A 22,173-nucleotide genomic window follows, 5' to 3' on the forward strand; every position below is an offset into this window, starting at 1 on the left:
GGCTGCTCATGACCACCACCACACCCGGGGTCGACCCGATCCTGGCCTCGGTCCTCCAGCGGCGGCTGGACGCGATCTCCAAGGAGATGGCGACCCTGCTAATGCGCTCGTCGCGCTCGCCGATCTTCAACGAGATCGGCGACCTCGTCACCGTCATCTTCGACGCAAAGGGTCGCACCCTGGCCCAGGCGGAGTACGCCGCGATCATCGCCTTCGGCGCTCGCCCACCGCTGGACTACATCATCGAGTACTTCGGTGACGACATCCACGAGGGCGACGTCATCATCCACAACGACGTCTTCACCGGCGGTAACCAGAACGCCGACACCGGCATCTACATGCCGATCTTCCACGACGGCGAGCTGATCGCCTGGTCCGCGTCGAAGGGCCACCTGGCCGACGTCGGCGGCATGACCGCCGGCGGCTACGACCCCAACGCCCGAGAGGTCTGGCAGGAGGCCTTCCGCATCCCGCCCGCGAAGATCTACGAGAGCGGGCTCGTCCGCAAGGACGTGTGGGACCTCGTGTCGGCGAACATCCGGTTCGACTTCGTCATGGAGGACGTCAAGGCGATGGTCGGCGCCTGCGAGATCGGCCGGCGCCACGTCCAGGCGCTCGTCGCCCGCTACGGCCGCGAGCGCTTCGACGCCCACATGCAGTACGTCATCGACAGCTCGGAGCGTCAGGTCCGGGCCGAGATCCGCCGGTGGCCCGACGGCGTGTACCGCGGCGAGAGCGAGATGGTCTCGGACGGCATCGACCCGACCGCGCGCTACCGCATCGCGTGCGAGATCACCATCGCGGGCGAGGAGATCACCTTCGACTTCTCGGAGACGGACGACCAGGCGCCCGGCTTCACCAACATGCCGCCGGCGTCGGCGTCGGGTGCGGTGCGCATCGCGTTCCTCATGCTCGTGGCCGCCGGCGGCGTCGTGATCCCGACCAACGAGGGGCTCTTCGCCCCGATCCGCACGGTCTTCCGCGAGGGCTCTCTGCTCAACCCCCGGTTCCCGGCAGCGACGATCTTCGGCAACCAGATGAGCGACGAGATTCTGGAGTGCGTCATGAGCGCGCTCGCCGAGGCGCTGCCCGACCGTGTTACCGCTGGCTGGGCCAAGTACATGACGACGGCGTTGCACGGCACCGACCCCGCGACCGGCGAGCCGTACGTCACCCTCACGGTGTTCCAGCGCACCGGCCCAGGCGCCATGAGCGGAGCTCACGGCTGGGACGCTCTGGGCTTCTCCGGCACCGCCGGCCAGATGCGCTCCGCCGACCCCGAGATGTTCGAGATCACCTCGCCGCACTTCATGGAGTACCACGAGTACCTGACGGACTCCGCGGGTCCGGGTCAGTGGCGAGGTGGCCTGGGCACCAGGTCCGCCTGGCGCAGCGACGGCGTCCACGCCCACGGCGTGACGATGGGTGAGGACATCGAGGCCGAGGGCGCGACCCCGGGCCTGGGCCTGTACGGCGGTCACGACGCCGGCCTGAACCGCATGCTGCTGGAGTTCCCTGACGGCACCACGAAGGAGTGGGGCTCGAAGGAGATCGTCGACCTGCCTCCGGGCACGGTGATCCGCTCCTGGTGCGGGGGCGGCGCCGGCTACGGCGACCCCTTCGAGCGCGACGCCGACGACGTAGCCGACGAGGTCCGCGCCGGCCTGCTGTCGGCCGACAAAGCAGCCGACGCGTATGGCGTCGTGGTGCACCCCGAGACGCTGGAGCTGGACGAGTCCGCCACCGCCACGGTGCGTGGCGCTGAGAAGGAGCAGAACTGATGGGTATCCGAATCGGCATCGACGTCGGCGGCACGTTCACCGACTTCCTCGTGGTCCGGCCCGACGGCAACCGGATCGTCCACAAGACCTCCTCGATCCCCTCCGACCCCGCCCGTGCGGTCACCCAGGGCCTGCGGGAGATCGCCGAGAACCTGGGGCAGACCGTCGAGGACTTCCTCGCCGGCGTGGACACGATCGTCCACGGGACCACGGTGGCCACGAATGCGCTCCTGACGCGCCGCGGCGCCCACACCGGGCTGCTCGTGACCGAGGGCTTCCGCGACGTGCTGCCGCTACGTGATGGCACGCGTGAGGAGGCGTACGACAACCGCCTCGAGGCTCCCGCGCCACTGGTCAGCCGCGAGGACACGGCACCAGTGCCCGGCCGCCTGACCGTTCGCGGCGAGGAGGTGACCGCCCTCGACGAGGACGTGGTGCGACAGGCCGCCCGCACCTTCCGCGAGAAGGGAATCGGCGCTGTCGCGGTCTCGTTCATGCACTCCTACACGGACGAGCGGCACGAGACACGGGCCGCTCAGATCCTCGAGGAGGAGCTGCCCGATGCCTACATCACCCGGAGCTCGGAGCTCCTTGCGCAGGCGCGCTACTACGATCGCACGAGCACCACGGTCCTGAACTCCTACGTGGGCCCGATCATCCGCGAGTACATCCGCGTGCTGACCACCACCCTTGAGGAAGCCTCGTTCCGTGGGGTCCTGCTCCTCATGCAGTCCAACGGCGGCGTCGCGACCCCGGAGGAGCTCAGCGCCCGCGCGGCCCTGTCCCTGCTCTCCGGTCCCGCCTCGGGACCGACCGCCGGACTGCTCGAGGTCGCGGCGCACGGCTGGGACCGCTGCCTGACCGTCGACATGGGCGGGACGAGCTTCGATGCCGCCATCGTCGAGGGCGGCCGCCCGCTCGTCATGACCGACGGCACGATCGACCGCTGGCGCATCGCCCTGCCGATGGTGGACATCCACACCATCGGCGCCGGAGGCGGCAGCATGGCCTCGGTCGACGACGGCGGCATGCTCCGGGTCGGTCCGCAGAGCGCCGGGGCGGTACCTGGACCCATCTCCTACCGTCGTGGCGGAACAGTGCCCACGACCACGGACGCCGACGTCGTCCTCGGCTACATCTCGTCGTCGAGCTTCCTGGGCGGTGGGATGAGCCTCGACGTCGACGCGGCGCGCGAGGCGATCGCCGAGCAGATCGGCAAGCCGCTGGGCCTGGACGCCACCCAGGCCGCGGCAGGCATCTACGACGTCGTGAACGTCTCAATGGCCGCCGGCGTCCGCGAGATCACCGTGCGCCGTGGCCTGGACCCGCGGGACTTCCCGATCGTCGTCGCCGGCGGTGCGGGTCCCGTCCACGCCGCCGCCATCGCGCGAGAGCTCGAGATCCCCCTGCTCGTCGTTCCGCGCGAGTCCTCGATCTTCTGCGCGGCCGGCATGCTCGTGTGCGACTTCAAGCACGACTTCGTCCAGAGCCAGCGCTGGAACCTCGCGGACATCGACTCCGCCGAGCTGACGGGGATCTGGCGCTCCATGGCCGAGCGCGGCCGCACCACGCTGCACGGTGAGGGCGTGACGGACGAGCGCATCGAGTACTCCCCGTCCCTCGACATGCGCTACAAGGGACAGTGGTTCGAGATCAACGTTCCGCTGCCCCAGGGCGCCCTGAACAGGTTTGACCTGACGGCCGCGGCACGGGAGTTCCACCGCCTGCACGACGTCCAGTTCGGTTACCACACGGACGAGATGCCGATCGAGGTGCTCAACATCCGGCTTTCGGCCACCGGCCGTGTGGCCGGCTCCAGCGGCGACCAGACGTGGGGCGGCGCCTCGCACGAGTCGGCGCTGATCGGCACGCGCGAGATCTGGTCGCCCGCTCAGCGGCGGATGGTCAAGGCCGACGTCTACGCGGGGCAGCACCTGCGGCCCGGCGACGAGGTCGCCGGTCCCGCCATCATCGAGCTCGGCACGACGAGCATCGTCGTCCTCGACGAGTACGACGCCGTTGTCGACGTCACCGGATCGTTCGTCCTCTATCTGCGCAGCCGCGCCGAGGAGATGCGGGCGCGCATCGTGACCGGGAGCTCAGCGGTCACCGCCTGAGGCGAACGGCGGGCGGGCTCCGGCCCGCCCGCCACACCCGGCGCCGACTCAGGGCGCCACCCACCCAACCGGACGGGCGCGATCCCACGTGCCCCGGTCGAGCCTGCCCACCGAGCCGAATTCAAGGGAGAATCATGAGCTCCGAGCGACAGAACAGCACCACTCTCCGCGCACAGATGGAGGACAACGTCCTCAACCCCGTCGCAGACGAAGAACGTCAGGGCGGTTGGTCGCTGCTCTCCAACACCGCCGGCGTCGGCACCACTCTCGCGATGCTGCTGATCGGCGGGTCGGCCAGCTACATCGTCGGCGTGAAGTGGGCCATCGCGATGTCCGTCGTCTCCGCCGTCTTCGGCTCCGTCGTCGGGAGCCTCACCGGCCGGGTCAGCCAGAGCACCGGAATGTCCTCCACCGTCACCACCCGGTTCCACGGCCTCGGTGCGACGGGCTCGGCCCTTGCGTCATTCGTGTTCGCGTGGATGATCCTCAGCTTCCTCGCACTCGAGAACGTCCTGCTCTACAACGGGACACTGTTCATGCTCGGATGGGCGCCGACCGTCGCCAACACCATCGGCATCTACGGCGCCCTCACGGTGCTGTGGATCCTGCTGGCGCTGTTCGGGGTCAAGCTCGTGCAGAAGACCTCGCTGATCCTGACCCTCATCGCCGGCGCCCTCATGGTCGTGGTCGGCTTCCTCGCGTTCAGCCGCTCCGATCTCGGCGTCGGACAGGTCTTCGCGGTCCAGCCCGAGCACGTGGGGCCCGCCGAGATCATGGGGGTGCTCGCCACCATGGTTGGCATGGCCGGGGCGCTTGCCCTCACGGGGGCCGACTTCGCCCGGTACGCCCGCACCAGCCGGGACGTGCGAATCATGGCCGTCGGTGGGAATGTCATCGTCAACTTCGGGGTCGTCTCGCTGGGCGCACTGCTCTACCAGGCGGGCGACACCGTGGTCGCACGGTTCCTCGAGGACCCGGCGAACGCGGGCGTCGCCGCTGCGCAGGCCGGTGCCGGCACGGCGGAGAAGGTGCGCTTCCTGGCCGAGACCAACGCCGGCGCCTACTTCATCCTGCTCGCCGGGGTCGTGGGCTTCCTCGTGATGTACGCGGCACAGGTCAAGGCGCAGGTGATCAACGTCTACGCCGGTTCGCTGTCGCTGACGAACCTGGTTGACGCGCTCCTCGGCCGCAAGGTGAGCCGCATCCTGATGGTGCTGCTCGGCAACGCGATCGCACTCGTCGCCGTCTGGGGCGGGATTCTCGGCTTCCTGGCTCAGTTCCTTGGCGCACTGGGCATCGCAACGTTCTCCCTCGCCGCACTTGTGATCACGGACTTCTACGTGCTGCGCCGCCAGCAGGCGGCACCGACAGACCGTGTGGAGCGCATGAACTGGGCTGGGCTGATCGCCGTCGCCGTCGGATTCGGGACGTCCTACCTGCTCCTTGTCACCGGTGTGTTCGTCCTCGGGTTCGTGATCACGCTGGTGCTCACGCCGCTTGTGTACGTGGTGCTGCGCCGGACCGTTCTGCCCGAAGGCCGCGGAACCACCTTCGTGGCTGGCACGGCAGCCCTGAGGGAGGTCGAGGTTCTGGACGAGGTGTCCGCCGTCTAGTCCCGAGTCGCAGAAAGGCAGCGACGCCGTCGGCGTCCAGGGCACCACGTCCTGGACGCCGACGGGTCGACCCGGGCGTCACGCTCCCGTGACCTCCACCGGCACGTCGTCGGCGGTCAGCTTCCAGTCCATCGTCGAGAACGTCGCCGGGTCGATCTGCCCCTGCGCGCTCACCCAGTCGATGATCAGCTGCCGGATCTCCTGCTGGGCGTTGTAGACCACCGGCGCCGTCGTCACGCCCGGGAAGTTCCCGCCGCCGGACTGGCGGTAGTTGTTGATGGCGATGACGAACCGCTGTGCCGGGTCGATGGGTGCGCCGTCGTACTGCAGGTTCTTGACCCGTGCCCCGGGCGCCTGGGCGATGTCGATGTCGTAGGTCAGCCGCGCGGTGTAGCCGGCCATGGTGTCGTAGTTGTAGTCCGGGGTGCCGCTGGGCGCGGTGGCGGTGACGGCGTTGGTGATGTCGTCCGGCGCGTGCGGCCCCGCGCCCGTCACCTGCTTGAAGTAGCGGGCGGAGAACTCGAGGTAGGCGCGCACCTGCTCGCCGGTGAGCACGATGCCGAGCAGGGTGTTGTCGAAGATGTACATCCCCGCCACGTCCCGCACCGTCACCTCCCCCGCCGGGATCGCCGCGGCCCGGTTGAACGGCGCGGAGATCGACAGGACCGGCAGCGCCGCCTCCGGCGTGCCCGCGAGCGCCCGAGCCACCTCGGCGGACTGGACGTGGTTGACGAAGTCCATCGCCGCGGTGTCCTCGTAGCGGGACGTCGCTGCGGACATCGCCGCCGCGGAGGTGCCGATCACCGAGTTGACGTACCCGCGCACGGTGGCGTGGTCGCCGCTGAGGAGGGCGACGATCGCCGGGTCCTCCGGGACGGTGTTGGCGTTGAGCAGGTGGGCGCCGGCGGCGCCGACCTGCCACCGGCCGCGCACCTTGACCAGGTCCAGGTCCATCACGGTCAGCCGCATGCCCCAGCGCAGCGGCTCCGAGAGCAGCACCTGCTTGCCGGTCTGGGCGTTGGTGACGAAGCGCTGCGGGATCTCCAGGTGCGCGTGGCCCACGAGGATGGCGTCGATGTCCGGCACCTGCTCGGCGAGCAGGGTGGAGGCGTTCTCCGGGTAGGGCAGGGCGTCGCCGTAGGAGCTGGAGGTGTTCGGCCCGGAGTGGCAGGAGACGACGACGATGTCCGCGCCCGCCGCCTTCATCCGCGGCACGAAGACCTTCGCCTGCTCGACGATGCCGGGGAAGCGCACCTTGCCCTCGACGATCGCCTTGTCCCAGATGGCGACGCCGGGCGTGACCAGCCCGAGCACGCCGACGGTGAGCTTGCGTCCGCCCTCGGGGTTGATCGTGTGCAGGCTGTAGGGCTGGTAGACGGTCTCGCCGGTGTTCCAGTCCACGGCGTTGGCGCACAGCAGCGGGAAGTTCAGCTGCCGGTCGAAGGTGTCGAGCACGTCGAGGCCGTAGTTGAACTCGTGGTTGCCCATCGCGGCGGCGTCGAAGCCGATGGCGTTCATCGCCGCGGCCATCGGGTGGACGTGCCCGCCGGTGATCGGGTCGATCTTGGCGTAGTAGTAGGACAGCGGCGTGCCCTGGATGGTGTCGCCGGCGTCGAGCAGCAGGCAGTTCCCCGCGCCGCGCTCGGCCCGCATCGCGGCGACCAGCGTGGAGATCTTCGCCAGGCCGATGTCGTTCTTCGCGCCGTCGTCGTACTCGGCGTCCTTGAAGTAGTCCCAGTTGAGGACGTTGCCGTGGGTGTCGGTCGTCCCCAGCACGGTGAGCCGGTAGGTGTGCTTGTCCGCGGGCGGTGCGGCGTGCGCGGGCGCGCCGGTCAGCGCGGTGCCCGCGGCCCCCAGGGCGGCGAGCTGCAGCAGCCGCCGCCGGCTCACCTCCGTGCCGAGCATCGCCTTGTGGGCGGACAGAGCGTTGTGGTCCATTGCCTCTCCTCGTCGAGATACAGACCCAGCGTCGCGCTGGGCGACTGCTCGTGGCAGTGGGGAGAAACGTAGTCCCGGCCGGGCCGCCCGGGCCGAGTTTTGGGACGACGTCGTCCCCCCGGACCGCTGTTCTGCGCCCGGGCTAGGCTGTCTGCTGTGCAGACACCGGAGCGCGCCGCCCCGCTCTACCCCATCGAGGGCATCGACCGCGCGCTGCGCGTGCTCCTGCTGTTCAAGGACCGGCGCGAGCTGACCCTGTCCGAGGTGCGGGAGCACCTGGACGTCGGCCACTCCACCGCGCACCGGCTCATGGCGATGCTCCTCTACCGGGGCTTTGCGGTCCAGGACGACCGCACGCGCGCGTACCGGGCCGGCCCGGAGCTGTTCAACATCGCCTCCGCCGTCGCCGACACCTTCGACCTGCGCACGGCGGCCCGGCCGGTGCTGGAGCAGCTCGCGCGCCAGACGGGCGAGACCGTCCACCTCGGCACCCTGCAGGGACCGGAGGTGCTCTACGTGGACTGCGTCGAGAGCCCCGCGCTGCTGCGCGTCAGCGGCCGCGTCGGCAAGCTGACGCCCGCGTACGCCTCCAGCCTCGGCAAGGCGATGCTCTCGACGCTGACGGACGAGTCGGTGCTGTCGCTCTACCCCGCCCAGCTCGAGCAGCTGACCGAGCGGACCCTCGGGAGCCGGGCCGCGCTGCTCGAGTCGCTGCGGCAGGTCCGCGGCGCCGGCTTCGCCCGCAACCGCGAGGAGGTCGAGCTGGGCGTCGCCTCCGTGGCGGTCGCCGTGCTGCCGTCGTCGCGGTCATCGGTCGCGGCCCTGAGCGTCGCGGCGCCGCTCTCGCGGACGTCGCCGGAGCGCACGGACGACCACGTCGCGCTGCTCCGGCTCGCCTCCGAGAGGCTGGCCGCGTCGATCTGACGGGGTCAGATGAGCGTGGCGCTCTCGGCGTTCGGGGCGAACAGCTGCTCCGGCCGCCAGTCGCGCCGCGCGAGGCCCTGCTGCCGGGAGTAGCGGAGGAAGGTCTCCAGGACAGCCCGGTTCGGCTCCAGGCCGTAGCTCCAGTACCGCTCCCCCATGACGGCCTGGGTCTCCTCGACGTGGTCGGCGAGCCAGGGCAGCATGACCGCGAGGGAGCTGCGGTACATCAGCGCGTCGTGGGCCCGGCGGAGCGAGGCCTCGAACGCCTTCATCAGGGACCGGGCGATCCAGGGCTGGCGCTCGTAGACGTCACGCCGCAGGGCGACGACGTGCATGATCGGGAACACGCGGGTGCGGCGGAAGTAGTCCTGCTCCACCGCCTTGTAGTCGCCGAACAGCCGGACGACCTTCTCGCTCGAGTAGAAGACCTCGGGGACGTGCGCGGTGAGGAGCGCGTCGATCTCGCCGGCCACCAGCAGGTCCGAGAGCGTCCGGCCCTGCGGCGCCGCCGTGAGGTCGACGTCGGGCGGCAGGTCGAGGCTGATCTTCTCGGTCCGCCCGGCGTGCTCGACGCCGCCGGTGACGTACCGCAGCGACCGGTGGTCGACGCCGTACTCGTCCTGGAGCATCCCGCGCTGCCACACGCCCGCAGTGATCTGGTACTCCGGCACCCCCACCCGGCGCCCGGCGAGGTCCTCCGGCCGGCGGATGCCGCTGTCGGCGTTGACGAACATCGTCTGGTGACGGAAGTACCGGGAGGGGAAGACGGGGATCGCCACGAGCCCCGGGTCGCTCTGCTCGAGACTGAGGACGTAGGAGGACAGGCTCATCTCGCTCAGGTCGAACTCGTGGTTCGTGAGCTGGCGGTAGAAGATCTCCTCCACGGGCAGGTCGATGACGTTGAGGTCGATCCCCTCGGGCTGCACGGACCCGTCCCGCAGGGCGGCGAAACGGTCGCAGCTGCTGCCCGCGAAGGACAGCTGCAGTCTGCTCACCGGGCGCCTCAGGGAAGGATCGTGTCGAGGTCGGGCTCCTCGTCGAGCGTCCCGAACTCGACCGCCTTCTGCCCGAGGAGCTCCGCCGCCTCGCGGCTGAACTCGGGGCGGAACACCGGGATCGTCATGCGCTCGAGGACGTCGGGCTCGATCTCGGTGTAGGTGCCCACGATCTCCCGCACGGCGTCGGGGTTCTCCTGGGAGTACTCCAGCGACCGGTTCATGGCCGTGCGGAAGCTCTCCACGAGCTCGGGGTCCTCGTCGATGAGCGACTGGGTGGTGAAGACGCACGAGATGTCGAGCTCGGGGTGGAACTCGGAGAAGTTGTAGGAGAGCACGCGGGCCCCGCTGTCCAGCGCCTCGGTGAGGAACGGCTCCAGGATCCACGCCGCGTCCACCTGGCCGAGCTCGAGCGCGGCCGGCGCCTCGGAGAACGGCACCTCGACGAACTTCACGGCGGCGGCGTCGCCGCCGGCCTCGTCGACCACGGTCCGGATCGTCGTGTCGCCGATGTTCTCCAGGGTGTTGACCGAGACGGTCCTGCCGCCGAGGTCGGCGACGCTCTGGATCGGGGAGTCACCGGTGACCACGACCGCGCCGATGTCCGGCTCGCCCGCCGTGGAGTTGGCGTTGGCGATGCACCTCAGGTCCAGGCCCTGCTCGACGGCGAGCATGGTCGAGAGGAGGTTGCCGCGCCCGAACTGGTAGGTGCCCGACACCACGCTGGGGACCACGGCGGCGCCGCCGCCGGCGGACTCGATCTCGAGGTCGATGCCCTCCTCCTCGAAGAAGCCCTCCTGCTTGCCGAGGTAGAGCGGGGCGGAGTCGACGATGGGCTGGGTGCCGATGAGGACCGGCGTGAGCCCGTCCTGCGGTGCGCCGGTGCCACCGGCTCCCTCGGTGGCGGCCGGGGTGGCGCCGTCGTCCCCCGAGCAGGCGGCGAGCGCGAGCGCGAGCGTGACGAGACCGGCGGCGGTGACGGGGATGGATCGATTCACGGTGGGCTCCTCGGTGAGTGGTGGGAGTGGTGGCCGACGCGGGGGTGACGACGGCGGTGCGGGCCTACGGGACGCGGACCTCCTCGCGCCAGACGTCCCAGGCGCGGACCACCTGCGAGCTGTTGGTGCGCCAGGCCGCCGCGCCCTCCTGCGGGGTGAGGTAGGTGACCGCGCCGAGCTGGGTGGCGGCCGCCTGGATGCCGGCGTTGACCTCGGCGTAGACGGCGCGGAAGACCGCGTCGGGCAGGGAGTCCCCGACCGCGACGGAGCCGTGGCCGCGCATGAGGACGACGGCGTGCGGGCCCAGCGCGTCGGCGAGCGCGGCCCCGGTCCGCGCGTCCCGGATGAGCAGGTCCGAATCCTCGCCCAGGTGGTCCCGGATCTCGAAGACCGGCACGGCGTCGGCGAGGAACCCGGCCATGTGCAGCACGGGCCGGAGGGGCCGGTCGGTGACGGCGAACGGGATGACCGCCGGCGAGTGGCTGTGCACGACGCCCGTGACGTCCGGACGGGCCCGGTAGATCTCGGCGTGGATGTACTTCTCGAGGTAGCTCGGGCGGGGGTCGTCGGTCTGCGCGTCGAGGGTGAAGGCCTGGATGTCCTCGGACGTCACCCGGCCGGGGGCCATGTTGCGCGCCAGGTAGAAGCGGTCCGGGTCGGCGGCGGACCGGGCGCTGACGTGGCCGAAGGCATCCAGCACCCCGCGCGCCACCAGGATCCGGTTGGCGTCGACCAGCGCGGTGACGATCGTCCGGTCGGACTCCGGGAGCCCCTGATCCGTCTGTCGCATGTCTCTCCCCTGGCACCCTTGCCCGTCACGCCGTCGGCGTCGGTCCGCGCGGACCGGTGTGCCGAACGTACGACCGGCCGGTTCTGAGTGCAAGAACTTCGTTCTGCTGTGCAGACATCACGGACAAGGGCAAGATCCGTCAAGCCTGGGCCCCTGAACGGCAATTTCGATCAAGCGGGCGCCCCGGTGATCTTCCTAGGGTCTTGGAAGCCGGTTACGACGACGTGAACGTTGTCAGCGCTGACCTGCCCCGGCCCGTACCTCCGACGAAGGAATGATCGCCCGTGCGTGTGACCACAAGAGTCGTGGACGTAGAGCTGGCCGACGGCTGGGTCCGTGTCCGAACTGACGGCGTGGAGATCCGCCTGATCCTCGTGACCGAGGACATCCTCCGCATCCGCGCCGGCTTCGACGGGGACTTCGCCGAGGAGTCGTACACGCTGGTCACCACCGCCTGGCCCGACCGGCTCGACGGCTTCATGGGATCCGAACGCACCCGCGTCACCCCGCCGGTCGTCCAGCTGGACGACCGGGACGACAGGGCGACCGTGACCGGCGGGCGCCTGCGCGTCGAGATCGAGAAGGACCCGTTCCGGATCTGCGTCTACGACGACGAGGGGACGCTGCTCCACGCGGACGTCGTCGGCCTCGGCTACCTCGAGGACTCGAACCGCCGCCGGCTGCACACCAGCGAGATCACCCCGGACGACGGCTTCTACGGCTTCGGGGAGACGACCGGGGCGCTGAACAAGGCCCAGAAGCTCATCACGATGAGCCCCAAGGACGCGCTCGGCTACAACTCCCGCGAGACCGACCCGCTGTACAAGCACATCCCGTTCTACCTGAAGCTGAACCGCGCCAGCCGCAAGGCGGTCGGCTACTTCTACCACAACACCTACGAGTGCGACTTCGACCTGGGCCGGGAGAAGAGCAACTACTGGGCCCCGCACAGCCGCTACCGCACCGACGGCGGCGACATCGACCTGTTCCTGATCGCCGGCCCGGCGATCCGGGACGTCGTCCGGCGCTACACCACGCTGACCGGCCGGCCGCCGCTGCTGCCGAAGTACGCGCTCGGCTACCTCGCCTCCTCGATGTACTACGCCGAGCTCGACGCCGACAGCGACCGGGCGATCACCGACTTCATCGACATCGCGCGGGCCGAGGACATCCCCGTCGACGGTTTCCAGCTCTCCTCCGGCTACACCACCCAGGAGACAGAGACCGGCCCGAAACGGTGCGTCCTCACCTGGAACGACCGCCGCTTCCCCGACCCGGAGGGCTTCTTCGCCGCGATGGCCGAGCGCGGCATCACCGTCTCCCCCAACGTCAAGCCCGCCGTGCTCGACGTCCACCCCCGCCTCGAGGAGCTCGTGGCCGAGGGCGTCCTCGTCCGGCGCAGCGCCGACGCGGCCGAGTGCGCTGGCGACGGCCCTGCCGCCGGCGCCTGGTGGGGCGGGCCGGGCCGGTTCGTCGACTTCACCAAGCCCGCCGCCCGGAAGGCCTGGAAGCGCTGGCTGACCGAGGACGTGCTGGACAAGGGCACGACGTCGGTGTGGAACGACAACTGCGAGTACGACGGGATCATCGACAAGGACTCCCGCTGCGACTTCGACGGCGCCGGCGCGACGATCGGCCGCGTCCGCACGGTCATGGCGAACCTCATGTGTCACGTGACCCGCGACGCAGTCGCCGAGAAGGACCCGGACGCCCGCCCCTACATCGTCTGCCGCGCGGGCCACGCCGGCATCCAGCGCTACGCCCAGACCTGGGCGGGCGACAACTCGACGTCATGGGAAACGCTCCAGGACAACATCGCCACGATCCTCGGCATGGGCCTGTCCGGGGTCGCGAACCAGGGGTGCGACATCGGCGGCTTCCACGGGCCGGGACCCGAGCCCGAGCTCCTCGTGCGCTGGGTCCAGCACGGCATCTTCCAGCCCCGCTTCTCGATCCACTCGGTGAACTCCGACAACACCGTCACGGAGCCCTGGATGTACGGCGACCACACGTCCTACATCCGCGACGCCATCAAGCTCCGCTACCGGCTCTTCCCCTACCTGTACTCGCTCATGGCCCGCGCGCACCGCACCGGCCTGCCCATCATGGAGCCGCTCGTCAGCGCCTTCCAGGCCGACCCCGCCGCCGACGAGAACGCCACCGAGTTCATGCTCGGGGACTCCCTCCTCGTCGCGAACGTCCTCACCCCGGGCGCGACCACCCGCTCCGTGCGCGTCCCCGCCGGCGAGGTCTTCTACGACGCGTGGACCCGCGAGCGCTTCGAGGGCGGGCAGACCGTCGAGGTGCCGGTCGACCTCGGCTCGATCCCGCTCTTCGTCCGCGGCGGCGGCATCGTCCCGCTGGCCGCCAACCAGCTCGACAGCCTCACCCGCGACGAGGTCACCGACCTGCGCCTGGTCTGCGCCGCCGACCGCGACGGCCACTTCCTGCTGTACGAGGACGACGGGCTCACCCGCGCCCACGAGGGCGGGGCGTTCCGGGAGACCGAGGTCAGCATGACCGCCGGCGAGCAGGTCGTCCTCCGGCTCACCCGCCGCGGCGACTACCGCAGCACCGTCCGGAGGCTGCTCCTCGACGTCGTCAACACGGACCGGGCCCCGCACTGGGTCGCTGTCGACGGCGAGCGCATCCCCCAGATCCTCTACCGCGAGCGTTTCGACGCCGCGGAGGTGGGCTGGCACTACGAGCAGACCACCCGGTCCGTCCTCGTCCGACTGCCCGACCCCGACGGCGATCTCGCCGTCACCATCTCGTTCGAGCCCTTCGACATGATCGGCATGTAAGGGAGCATGGAAATGAAGAAGGTACTGATCAGCTCCGCCGCGGCGATGCTGACCGCGGCGGCGCTCGCGGCCTGCGCGCCGAGCTCGGGGATCTCGTCGATGACGAGCGCCCGGGCCACCGCGGACGACCCGCTCGTCCTGCGCCTGGCCCACAACCTCAACGACCGCCACGTCACCTCCCAGGCCCTCACCGCGTTCGCCGAGGACCTCGAGGAGCAGAGCGGCGGGCGGATCGTCGTCAGGATGTACGGGAACGGCCAGCTCGGGTCCGAGACGCAGGTGCTCGGCCAGCTCAACCAGGGCATCGTCGACATGACGCGGGTGAGCGCGCCCGGCCTGGCGAACTACGACCCCGGCTACCACACGTTCGGCCTGCCGTACGTGTTCGAGTCCGAGGACGAGTACTACGAGGTCATGGACTCGCCCGAGATGGCCGAGTACTTCCGCTCCACCGTCGACGACGGCTTCGTCGGCCTCACGTACTTCAGCTCCGGCGCCCGGTCCTTCTACACCGCCAGCACGCCGATCCGCACCCCCGAGGACGTGCGGGGCATGAAGATCCGGGTGCAGGACATGCGGTCGCAGACCGACTTCATGGAGGAGCTCGGCGTCGCGCCCATCGTCATGGCGTTCGGCGACACCTACACGTCGCTGCAGACCGGCCTGATCGACGGCGCGGAGAGCAACGAGACCGTGCTGACCCAGAGCGCCCACGGGGAGGTCGCGAAGTCGTTCTCCCTGACCGAGCACACACGGATCCCCGACATGCTCGTCATCAGCAGCGACGCCTGGCAGCGGCTCGACGCCGCGGACCAGGAGCTCGTCTCCGACGCCGCCCGGGCGGCGACCGAGGAGCACAAGGCCCTGTGGGCGGAGAGCATCGAGCAGTCGGTGGTCGACGCCGAGGCGATGGGCGTCGAGTTCGTCACCGACGTGGACACCGACGCCTTCCGTGAGGCCACCCGGCCGGTCGTCGACCGGTACGCCGAGGAGTACCCCGAGGTCGCGGAACTCCTCTCCGTCATCGAGTCGGCAAGGAAGTGAGGACCCCCATGACCACGCACGAACGTCTGGACCGGGTGCGAGGGGCGCTCGGCGCCGTACTCGTCTGGTTCGCCGGCACCCTGCTCGTCATCATGACCTTCCTGGTGCTCTACCAGGTCTTCACCCGCTACGTCCTCGGCACCCCCGCCGCCTTCACCGAGGAGCTCGTGCGCTACGCGCTGATCTGGACCTCCTTCATCAGCGCCGCCTACGCGTTCCTCCACCGCAAGCACATGGCGCTCGCGTTCGTGCGGGACAAGTTCTCGCCGACCGTGCGGCGACGGCTGGTGATCGGGTCCGACGTCCTCGTCCTGCTCTTCGCCGTCCTCGTCCTCGTGGTCGGCGGCACGATGCTCGCGCTCAGCGCGCGCAACGACTACTCGGCCCTGCTCGGTATCTCGCGCGGCCTCGTCTACGCGATCGGCCCGATCGCCGGGCTCGCGATCGCGGCCGCGCAGGTGCTCAACATCTGGGAAGACCTCGCCGGGGCCCCCCTGGTCGAGACGGAGGGAACCGACTGATGGATGCACTCACCGCCGTCGCCGTCCTGTTCGGCGCGTTCTTCGTCCTGCTCTTCACGGGCATCCCCGTCTCGGTCGCGCTCGGGGTCGCCTCCTTCCTCACCGCCCTCGTCTTCCTGCCGTGGGAGGACTCGACCTACATCGTCGGCCAGCAGATGAACGTCGGCATCGAGAGCTTCTCGCTGCTCGCCGTGCCGCTGTTCATCTTTGCCGGCAACATCATGAACAACGGCGGCATCGCGAGACGGCTCGTCGACCTCGCCCTCGTCGTCGCCGGCCGGGTGCCCGGGGCGCTCGCCCACACCAACATCCTCGGCAACATGCTCTTCGGGTCCCTCTCCGGCTCCGCCGTCGCCTCGGCCGCCGCCATCGGCGGCACCCTGCACGAGCGGCAGAAGAAGGAGGGCTACGACCCGGCCTTCAGCACCTCCGCCAACATCGCCTCCGCGTCGACGGGGCTGCTCATCCCGCCGACGACGGCCGCCATCGTCTACTCGACGGTCGCCGGCGGCGTGTCGGTCTCGGCGCTGTTCATGGCCGGCTACGTCCCGGGCATCCTCATGGGCCTCGTCGTCATGCTCATCACCTACCTCTACGCACGCAAGCGCCGGTACGCGACGACGCGGGGCGCCGGCGCCGGCGAGGCCGCGCTGGTCCTCCTGCGGGCGATCCCCAGCCTGCTGCTGATCATCGTCGTCGTCGGCGGCATCGTGGCCGGCGTCTTCACCGCCACCGAGGGCGCCGGGGCCGCGGTGCTCTACTGCCTCGTCCTGTCGCTCGTCTACCGCAGCATGTCGTGGACCGACTTCAAGGAGGTCGTGGTCCGCACGGTCGTCTCGACCGGCGTCGTCATGTTCCTCATCGCCGCGTCGTCCGCGATGTCCTGGGTCATGGCCTACACCGGTATCCCCGCGGCGATCACGGACGCCCTGCTCTCGGTGGCCGACTCGAGGGCGATCATCCTGCTGCTGATGGTGGCCGTGCTCCTCGTCGTCGGGACGTTCATGGACATCACGCCGGCGATCCTCATCTTCACCCCGATCTTCCTGCCCATCGCCACCGAGCTTGGCATGCACCCGGTCCACTTCGGCATGGTGCTCATCCTGGCGATGTGCATCGGCACCATGACCCCGCCGGTCGGCTCCGTGCTCTTCGTCGCCAGCGGCGTGAGCGGGGTGACGATCGAGCAGGTCGTCCCGAGGCTCGTCCCGTACTTCGTCGGCCTCGTCCTGCTGCTCCTGGCCATCACGTTCGTCCCGGCGCTCTCCCTCGGGATACCGGGATGGATGGGCCTGCTCGGGTGACGGCGCGTCCGTCGCCACGCCGCGTTAGCGTAGGCGGGAGCCAGCTGTGCGGTGAGACACGGACCCGGCCGGCGGGCTGCGACCCCGCAGCCCGCCGGACCGCCCCGGCCCGACGCTCAGGAAACTAGGGAAGAGAGATGCTGGACTTCGCAGGCGATCTCATGGCCAGCGGCCGCGACGTGGCCGTGGCCCGGATCCGGGGCGTCGACGACAACATGATGCGGCCCCACCGGCACGACTACTTCGAGATCTACTACCTCGAGGCGGGCAGCCGGTACCACTGGGCCGACCACACCCTTTACCGGATCGAGCCGCCCGAGCTCATCGTCTTCCCGCCCGGGGTCGAGCACTTCTCGTACGCCGACGACGGCGTCCCGTTCCAGCGGGTCGTCCTGTACTTCACCCCCGAGGCCGTCCTCTACCCGCACGTCCTCGACGCGATCCGGGCCCCGGTCACGGTCGTCCGGCCGGAGGGGCCGGGCCTGCGGGGGGTGAGCCAGGTGGTCGAGCAGCTCCTCGCCACGCAGGACGTGCTGGGCGACGGCTCGCAGGAGGAGATGCGGCTGCTGATCACCCAGCTGCTCGTCAAGCTCCTCCGGGGCGAGCACCGGGACGCCCGGATGGCGCCGCGCGAGGGCCGGATCGCCGACGTCATCCACCATCTGCACGACCACTACGCCGAGCCGATCGACCTCACGACGCTCGCCGAGCGGTTCTTCATCAGCCCGTTCTACCTGTCGCGCGAGTTCAAGAAGCACACCGGCACGACGATCATCGGTTACGTCAACGGGCTCCGCGTGGGCCGGGCCGAGCGGCTCCTGCAGGAGACCGAGGACCCGGTGAGCCAGATCAGCGCCGCGGTCGGGTTCGCCAACGTCACGCACTTCAACCGCGTCTTCCGCGCGCGGACGGCGATGTCGCCGTCCCAGTTCAGGTCTCGGGAGAGGGCCGGGGCGACGGCGTAGCCGTCACCGGTCCGTCCGCTCGGACGACGCCCTCTCGACCATCGCGCTGGTCACCCGCGTCCACCTTGGTGCGCGGTGACCGTCGGCTCCAGGCCGTCCGCGCCGACGACCTCCTGCCACGCCTCGAACCCGACCTGGAAGGCGACGATCCCCGCCTCGGGAAGCGCGATCTCGATCGCCTCGAGGATCTCCCGCGCTGTCACCCCCAGGTCGAGCGCCACCCTGATGTGGCTCTGGATGTGCCCCTTCGACGCTCGCATCACGGTCAGGCTCACGATGAAGATGAGCTCCTTGGTCCGCCGGTCGAGGGTGCGCTCGTCCAGATAGGCCGCCGACACCAGTCCGTTGGCCGCCTGGAGCACCTCGAAGTCCTGCTTGGCCATGACCTTGTGATAGTCGAGGACGTAGCCACGCTTGCGTGCCATGTCGTCGATGTACTCCTGTGCGTTGTCAGCCACAGTCACCTGCCCCCTTCTGCATAGGGGGAAGCACGGGCCGCGCTTCCCCGGCGGCTAGCCGCGCGTCAGCCTCTGGGACACCGCGGTCGCGTGGGCGATCACGGCCTCCGTGATGCTCTTCGCCCGCGCATCGTCGATCCGGTACTGCGGCCCCGCGACCGACAACGCGGCGAGCGTCCGTCCGCCCGCCCTCACCGGCGCCGCCACGGCCCACACCCCCTCGTCGACCTCTGCCGAGCTCATCGACCAGCCCTGCTCCTCGATGACGGTCAGCTCGTCCAGGAGGCTCTTCCGCGACTGCGCTGTGGCGTCCGGTCGAACACGGTCGAGGTAGTGCGCTGCCCACTCTCGCCCCATGCTGCTGAGCAGAACCTTCGGCCCTGCCCCACGGTGCAGGCTCATGATCTGACCCGGCACGAAGGACAACCTGATCGTGTGCTCGATCTGCACCAGCTCCGCGCAGGTGGCGTGATCGCCAACCCGGCGGATGACAAGAGCCGCCTCGCCGGTCTCGGCGGAGAGTTCCTGCAGCACAGGTCGGAGGACCGGCCCCAGCTTGAACGCACGCTCCGCGCTGGAGGCGAGAGCGAACACCCTGGGCGTGAGGGCGTACGTGTTGCTCCCGTTCTCCTCGACGAGATCGAGCTCTCGGAGCAGGGAGAGGAAGCGGTACGCGGACGGCACCGAGATGTCGACCCGCTCGGCGATCTCCTCCACCGTCAGCTCCGGCTTCTCCGCCCCGAAGAGCAGAAGCACGTTCAGCACGCGTCGAGCGCTGTCCACCCCGGGCGTGCGCCCCTTGTGTGTTGACACCGGTCCCCCTCCCAGGTGTTCCCTCCGGCTGATCGCGGCGTGACTCAGGACGAGTAGGTCGCGACGAACCTGTTCTGTTCGATGATGCTGTCGGCGTACTCCGTCAGGAACTCCTCGCGAGTGGGCTCGCCCTTCACCGGCCGGTCGAGGGCGTAGACCCAGAAGTAGTAGTGGTGCACGCCATGGCCCGGAGGCGGCTGCGGTCCCGAGTACGCCCTCTCACCGATCGTATTGGGGCCGGTCCGGTGCGACCCGTTCACGGTCCCGTCGGTGGGCTCCAGCCCGTACAGAACCCAGTGGGTGAAGCCGTGGGGCAGCGGCGCGTCTGGGTCGTGGGCGATGACGGCCAGCTCGACGGCGCCTTCTGGTACGCCGCTGATCGTCAGCGTGGGCTCGGCGTTGCCGTGGTCGGCGGCGTGCTTGTCGGGCACCCGCTCGCCGGCGTGGATGTCGGGCGAGCTGATGGCTAGGTCCTTGATGTTCAGGGGCATGTCTGTCCTTCGTTCGTCGGGTTCAGGATTGGCTGGTCGGGACCGGCCGGCTTGTGCGACTTGCCGGTGTTCGCGCGAGCATCTGAGCGACCGCCTCGGCGACGACGTCGGGCCGCTCCTCGGGGACGTAGTGGTCGACGCCTGGCAGCTCGAGAGCGTGGAAGTCGGGGCGAAGCGTCCGGGTCCGGGCGAACGCCTGGTCGGACACGATGCGGCTCAGCTGGCCTCGGATCAGCGTCACCGGGACGCCGATCGTCCGAGCCTCCTCCAGGAAATCGGTGCGCAGACCGTCCACGGTCTGCTCCATCGCACCTGGCGCGGCGAGGGGTCTGAGTCCCCGCTCGTCGGCGACGTACCCGTAGTCGGCGCGTCGTCGGACGGCGTCGTCGGCAATGAGCGTGTATCGGTCACGGAGGTACTCCATGAGCTCGGTTCGAGTGGCGAAGTGCCTGTCGCCCCCCGCCACCCGCGCCTGGAGATCGTCGAGAACCTCAGGCTCGACGAACGGCGTGTAGTCGACCGCGACGACGCCGGCGACCAGATCCGGGCGTCTCGCCCCGAGCACGACGGCGTTGCGGGCCCCCAGCGAGTGGCCGACGACGACCACGGGGCCGCAGTCGAGCGCTTCGACGAGCTCAACGAGGTCGTGCGTGTACTCGTTCATCCCGTAGCCGCTGGACGGCTTGTCACTTCGTCCGTGACCCCGCTGGTCGACGGCGATGGTCCGGACGTCGGTGCCGAGAATCTCGACGACGGCGTCCCACACGCCGAGGTTGGCGGTGGTGCCGTGCAGCAGCACCACCGCCGGACCGTCGCCGGCATCCCGGATGCAGATCCGGATCGCACCCGCCTGCTGCAGCCTCAGTCCTCGAGTCATGGCACTCAGACGGGCTTGATGGCAGAGAGAGCCTTGCGAACAGTGATGAGGCCCTGCACGATGTCGGCCCGCTTCTCGGCCACCTCACCGTTGTTGTACTCGTAGAGGCCCTGCCCCGTCTTCATGCCGAGCTTCTTGTCCTTCGTCAGCCGGGTCACCAGCTCCGAGACCCCGGTCTCGTTGGAGAGGTCGGAGTTGAGGTAGCTGGCGACGGCCTCGTAGATGTCGAGCCCCGCCATGTCGACGAGCCGCATGGGCCCGATGACTGCGAGCTTGTAGCCGACGCCCCACTTCACGCAGGTGTCGAGGTCGCGCTGGGTCGCAACTCCTTCCTCGAGCAGTGCGAGGCACTCGCGCAGGACGGCGTACAACACCCGGTTCTCGATGAAGCCGGCCTTCTCCTTCTCGACAACGGCCTCGTAGCCGAAGGCCTCCACGATCTCGATGAGGGTGTCCTGCACCTCGTCGGTGGTCCTGTCGCCCTTGATGAGCTCGATCATCGGGATGAGATGCGGCGGGTTCGACCAGTGCATCCCGATGAAGCGCTCAGGGTGCGCCATGGCGACGGCCATGTCCGAGATGGGGATGCCGGAGGTGTTGGTCGCGATGATCGCGTCCTCCGCGACCACGGCCTCGATCTGCTGCAGCACGGTCTTCTTGAGGTCGATCCGCTCCGGGATCGCCTCGATGATCAGGGAGGCGCCGTCGAGGGCCGTGGCCTGGTCGAGCTCGAAGGTCACCGACCCGCCCGGCACGACGGGCACGTCGAGCGCGTCCAGAGCCTTGGTGGCACCGGCACACACCTGCTCGGCCCGGGCCAGGGCCTCCTCGCTGATGTCGTTGAGGCGGACCTGGGATCCGTACCGGGCCAGCAGGGCTGCGATGCCCGGGCCCATGCTGCCCGATCCGATGACCGCGCTGATGGTGGGAATGCTCATGGGTGACTCGCTTTCGTGAACTGGTTGAGGAGCGGTGCGTGCGGGGCTCAGGCCCCGGCCTCGACGCGGTCGAGCTTGCGGTTGAAGTACATCCAGAAGTTGTTCCTCGCCCGTTCCGGATAGATCGTCTCGATCTTCTCCTGGGTCTCCTCGTCGCTCGGCGGCTGGTGTGGGAGTCCGGACGTGGCGAGGGTGAGCTGGAACTTCGCCGCCTTCTCCAGGAAGATCCCGCCGAGGGTCAGGTCCTTGAGGGTGCGACCGACGTAGGACGCGCCGTGGTTGCGGAGCAGAAGGGCCTCCGCCTCTCCGAGTGCGTCGGCGTGGGCCTTGCCCAGCTCCTTGGTGGTGATGATGTTGCTCGTCAGGGTGAATCGCGGGACGCCGTGCTCCGCGAACCACACACCCTCGTTGCTGTACGCCTCCAGCTTCGCCTCGGTGGAGGCGAAGACGGTCGTGTAGAAGGGGTGGGAGTGCCCGACGAAGTTCACGTCGGGACGGGCGAGGAAGATCTCGGTGTGCAGGGGCCACTCCAGGTGCCGCAGCCCTTGCCCCTCCAGGACGTTGCCGTCGAAGTCGATGAGAATGAAGTCCGCGCCACGGACCTCCTCCATGCCGAGGTTCCCTCGCTTGAGCCAGATGCCACGACCGTGCGGGTCGCGGTACGACAGGTGGCCCATCGACATGTCGCCATGGCCCTCCATCTCGAGGATCCGGTGCGCGCGCGCAAGGTTCTCGAGGACGTTCTCGATGGAGTCGTCCTGGCTGTACATGACGTCGCTGTGAGTCACGTCTGTCCTTTCGT

The 22,173-nt window shown here is 69.5% G+C and carries 19 protein-coding genes; 9 read left to right on the top strand and 10 right to left on the bottom strand.

What is annotated here, in order from left to right; genetic code table 11:
* Window positions 1–8 precede the first annotated feature (8 nt).
* The 3 genes from KZX45_RS09470 (at window position 9) to KZX45_RS09480 (ending at window position 5,511) form a co-directional block, all read left to right on the top strand.
* Window positions 9–1,781: a hydantoinase B/oxoprolinase family protein gene (locus tag KZX45_RS09470; RefSeq protein ID WP_248257489.1), complete on the top strand. Its 1,773-nt coding sequence runs from the start codon at window positions 9–11 to the stop codon at window positions 1,779–1,781.
* Window positions 1,781–3,898 (top strand): hydantoinase/oxoprolinase family protein, encoded by a 2,118-nt coding sequence (locus KZX45_RS09475; RefSeq protein ID WP_248257490.1) that lies wholly within the window; start codon window positions 1,781–1,783, stop codon window positions 3,896–3,898. The genes KZX45_RS09470 and KZX45_RS09475 overlap by 1 nt, the downstream gene beginning before the upstream one ends.
* Before the next feature lie 134 nt (window positions 3,899–4,032).
* The gene (locus tag KZX45_RS09480) at window positions 4,033–5,511 is read left to right on the top strand and encodes a cytosine permease (protein WP_248257491.1); all 1,479 of its coding nucleotides are present in this window, start codon (window positions 4,033–4,035) and stop codon (window positions 5,509–5,511) included.
* Between the two features lie 78 nt (window positions 5,512–5,589).
* On the opposite strand, the gene KZX45_RS09485 is transcribed toward KZX45_RS09480, so the two are convergent.
* Complete coding sequence (locus KZX45_RS09485; RefSeq protein WP_248257492.1) at window positions 5,590–7,449, bottom strand: bifunctional UDP-sugar hydrolase/5'-nucleotidase; 1,860 nt, start codon at window positions 7,447–7,449, stop codon at window positions 5,590–5,592.
* Between the two features lie 156 nt (window positions 7,450–7,605).
* Between KZX45_RS09485 and KZX45_RS09490 the strand changes: the two genes are divergently transcribed.
* Window positions 7,606–8,373 (top strand): IclR family transcriptional regulator, encoded by a 768-nt coding sequence (locus tag KZX45_RS09490; protein WP_248257493.1) that lies wholly within the window; start codon window positions 7,606–7,608, stop codon window positions 8,371–8,373.
* A 5-nt stretch (window positions 8,374–8,378) separates the two neighbouring features.
* On the opposite strand, the gene KZX45_RS09495 is transcribed toward KZX45_RS09490, so the two are convergent.
* From KZX45_RS09495 to KZX45_RS09505, 3 genes are all read right to left on the bottom strand, one after another.
* Entirely contained in the window at window positions 8,379–9,368 is a 990-nt protein-coding gene (locus KZX45_RS09495) for a hypothetical protein (protein ID WP_248257494.1), read from the bottom strand.
* An 8-nt stretch (window positions 9,369–9,376) separates the two neighbouring features.
* Window positions 9,377–10,366: an ABC transporter substrate-binding protein gene (locus KZX45_RS09500; RefSeq protein ID WP_248257495.1), complete on the bottom strand. Its 990-nt coding sequence runs from the start codon at window positions 10,364–10,366 to the stop codon at window positions 9,377–9,379.
* 64 nt (window positions 10,367–10,430) lie between these two features.
* Entirely contained in the window at window positions 10,431–11,156 is a 726-nt protein-coding gene (locus tag KZX45_RS09505; protein ID WP_248257496.1) for a class II aldolase/adducin family protein, read from the bottom strand.
* 290 nt (window positions 11,157–11,446) lie between these two features.
* Between KZX45_RS09505 and KZX45_RS09510 the strand changes: the two genes are divergently transcribed.
* From KZX45_RS09510 to KZX45_RS09530, 5 genes are all read left to right on the top strand, one after another.
* A complete protein-coding gene (locus tag KZX45_RS09510) occupies window positions 11,447–13,960 on the top strand; it encodes a TIM-barrel domain-containing protein (protein ID WP_248257497.1) in 2,514 nt (837 codons plus the stop codon).
* Window positions 13,961–13,972: 12 nt separating this feature from the next.
* A complete protein-coding gene (locus tag KZX45_RS09515) occupies window positions 13,973–15,004 on the top strand; it encodes a TRAP transporter substrate-binding protein (RefSeq protein ID WP_248257498.1) in 1,032 nt (343 codons plus the stop codon).
* Between the two features lie 8 nt (window positions 15,005–15,012).
* Window positions 15,013–15,525, top strand: a complete 513-nt coding sequence (locus KZX45_RS09520) for a TRAP transporter small permease (RefSeq protein WP_248257499.1) — start codon at window positions 15,013–15,015, stop codon at window positions 15,523–15,525.
* The gene (locus tag KZX45_RS09525; RefSeq protein WP_248257500.1) at window positions 15,525–16,829 is read left to right on the top strand and encodes a TRAP transporter large permease; all 1,305 of its coding nucleotides are present in this window, start codon (window positions 15,525–15,527) and stop codon (window positions 16,827–16,829) included. Before KZX45_RS09520 ends, KZX45_RS09525 begins: the two co-directional genes overlap by 1 nt.
* A 137-nt stretch (window positions 16,830–16,966) precedes the next feature.
* Window positions 16,967–17,794, top strand: a complete 828-nt coding sequence (locus KZX45_RS09530) for an AraC family transcriptional regulator (RefSeq protein ID WP_248257501.1) — start codon at window positions 16,967–16,969, stop codon at window positions 17,792–17,794.
* A gap of 50 nt (window positions 17,795–17,844) precedes the next feature.
* On the opposite strand, the gene KZX45_RS09535 is transcribed toward KZX45_RS09530, so the two are convergent.
* From KZX45_RS09535 to KZX45_RS09560, 6 genes are read right to left on the bottom strand one after another with little or no spacing between them, the layout of a single operon-like run.
* On the bottom strand, window positions 17,845–18,252 hold the full coding sequence (locus KZX45_RS09535) for a carboxymuconolactone decarboxylase family protein (protein WP_248257502.1): 408 nt from the start codon (window positions 18,250–18,252) through the stop codon (window positions 17,845–17,847).
* A 54-nt stretch (window positions 18,253–18,306) separates the two neighbouring features.
* Complete coding sequence (locus KZX45_RS09540; RefSeq protein WP_248257503.1) at window positions 18,307–19,065, bottom strand: IclR family transcriptional regulator; 759 nt, start codon at window positions 19,063–19,065, stop codon at window positions 18,307–18,309.
* A gap of 44 nt (window positions 19,066–19,109) precedes the next feature.
* Complete coding sequence (locus tag KZX45_RS09545) at window positions 19,110–19,556, bottom strand: YbhB/YbcL family Raf kinase inhibitor-like protein (protein ID WP_248257504.1); 447 nt, start codon at window positions 19,554–19,556, stop codon at window positions 19,110–19,112.
* A 22-nt stretch (window positions 19,557–19,578) separates the two neighbouring features.
* Window positions 19,579–20,433: an alpha/beta fold hydrolase gene (locus tag KZX45_RS09550; RefSeq protein ID WP_248257505.1), complete on the bottom strand. Its 855-nt coding sequence runs from the start codon at window positions 20,431–20,433 to the stop codon at window positions 19,579–19,581.
* A gap of 5 nt (window positions 20,434–20,438) precedes the next feature.
* Window positions 20,439–21,371 (bottom strand): 3-hydroxyacyl-CoA dehydrogenase NAD-binding domain-containing protein, encoded by a 933-nt coding sequence (locus KZX45_RS09555; protein WP_248257506.1) that lies wholly within the window; start codon window positions 21,369–21,371, stop codon window positions 20,439–20,441.
* 47 nt (window positions 21,372–21,418) lie between these two features.
* Entirely contained in the window at window positions 21,419–22,159 is a 741-nt protein-coding gene (locus KZX45_RS09560) for a class II aldolase/adducin family protein (RefSeq protein ID WP_248257507.1), read from the bottom strand.
* Window positions 22,160–22,173 lie beyond the last annotated feature (14 nt).

Origin of the sequence: Georgenia sp. EYE_87, assembly GCF_023148685.1 — a bacterium.
Lineage (GTDB): Bacteria > Actinomycetota > Actinomycetes > Actinomycetales > Actinomycetaceae > Georgenia.

What these genes read in the sequence shown, in the direction of transcription:
- KZX45_RS09470 (WP_248257489.1), top strand. Translation starts at nt 9, where the DNA reads ATGACCACCACCACACCCGGGGTCGACCCGATCCTGGCCTCGGTCCTC.
- KZX45_RS09475 (WP_248257490.1), top strand. Translation starts at nt 1,781, where the DNA reads ATGGGTATCCGAATCGGCATCGACGTCGGCGGCACGTTCACCGACTTC.
- KZX45_RS09480 (WP_248257491.1), top strand. Translation starts at nt 4,033, where the DNA reads ATGAGCTCCGAGCGACAGAACAGCACCACTCTCCGCGCACAGATGGAG.
- KZX45_RS09485 (WP_248257492.1), bottom strand. Translation starts at nt 7,449, where the DNA reads ATGGACCACAACGCTCTGTCCGCCCACAAGGCGATGCTCGGCACGGAG.
- KZX45_RS09505 (WP_248257496.1), bottom strand. Translation starts at nt 11,156, where the DNA reads ATGCGACAGACGGATCAGGGGCTCCCGGAGTCCGACCGGACGATCGTC.
- KZX45_RS09515 (WP_248257498.1), top strand. Translation starts at nt 13,973, where the DNA reads ATGAAGAAGGTACTGATCAGCTCCGCCGCGGCGATGCTGACCGCGGCG.
- KZX45_RS09520 (WP_248257499.1), top strand. Translation starts at nt 15,013, where the DNA reads ATGACCACGCACGAACGTCTGGACCGGGTGCGAGGGGCGCTCGGCGCC.
- KZX45_RS09525 (WP_248257500.1), top strand. Translation starts at nt 15,525, where the DNA reads ATGGATGCACTCACCGCCGTCGCCGTCCTGTTCGGCGCGTTCTTCGTC.
- KZX45_RS09530 (WP_248257501.1), top strand. Translation starts at nt 16,967, where the DNA reads ATGCTGGACTTCGCAGGCGATCTCATGGCCAGCGGCCGCGACGTGGCC.
- KZX45_RS09545 (WP_248257504.1), bottom strand. Translation starts at nt 19,556, where the DNA reads ATGCCCCTGAACATCAAGGACCTAGCCATCAGCTCGCCCGACATCCAC.
- KZX45_RS09550 (WP_248257505.1), bottom strand. Translation starts at nt 20,433, where the DNA reads ATGACTCGAGGACTGAGGCTGCAGCAGGCGGGTGCGATCCGGATCTGC.
- KZX45_RS09555 (WP_248257506.1), bottom strand. Translation starts at nt 21,371, where the DNA reads ATGAGCATTCCCACCATCAGCGCGGTCATCGGATCGGGCAGCATGGGC.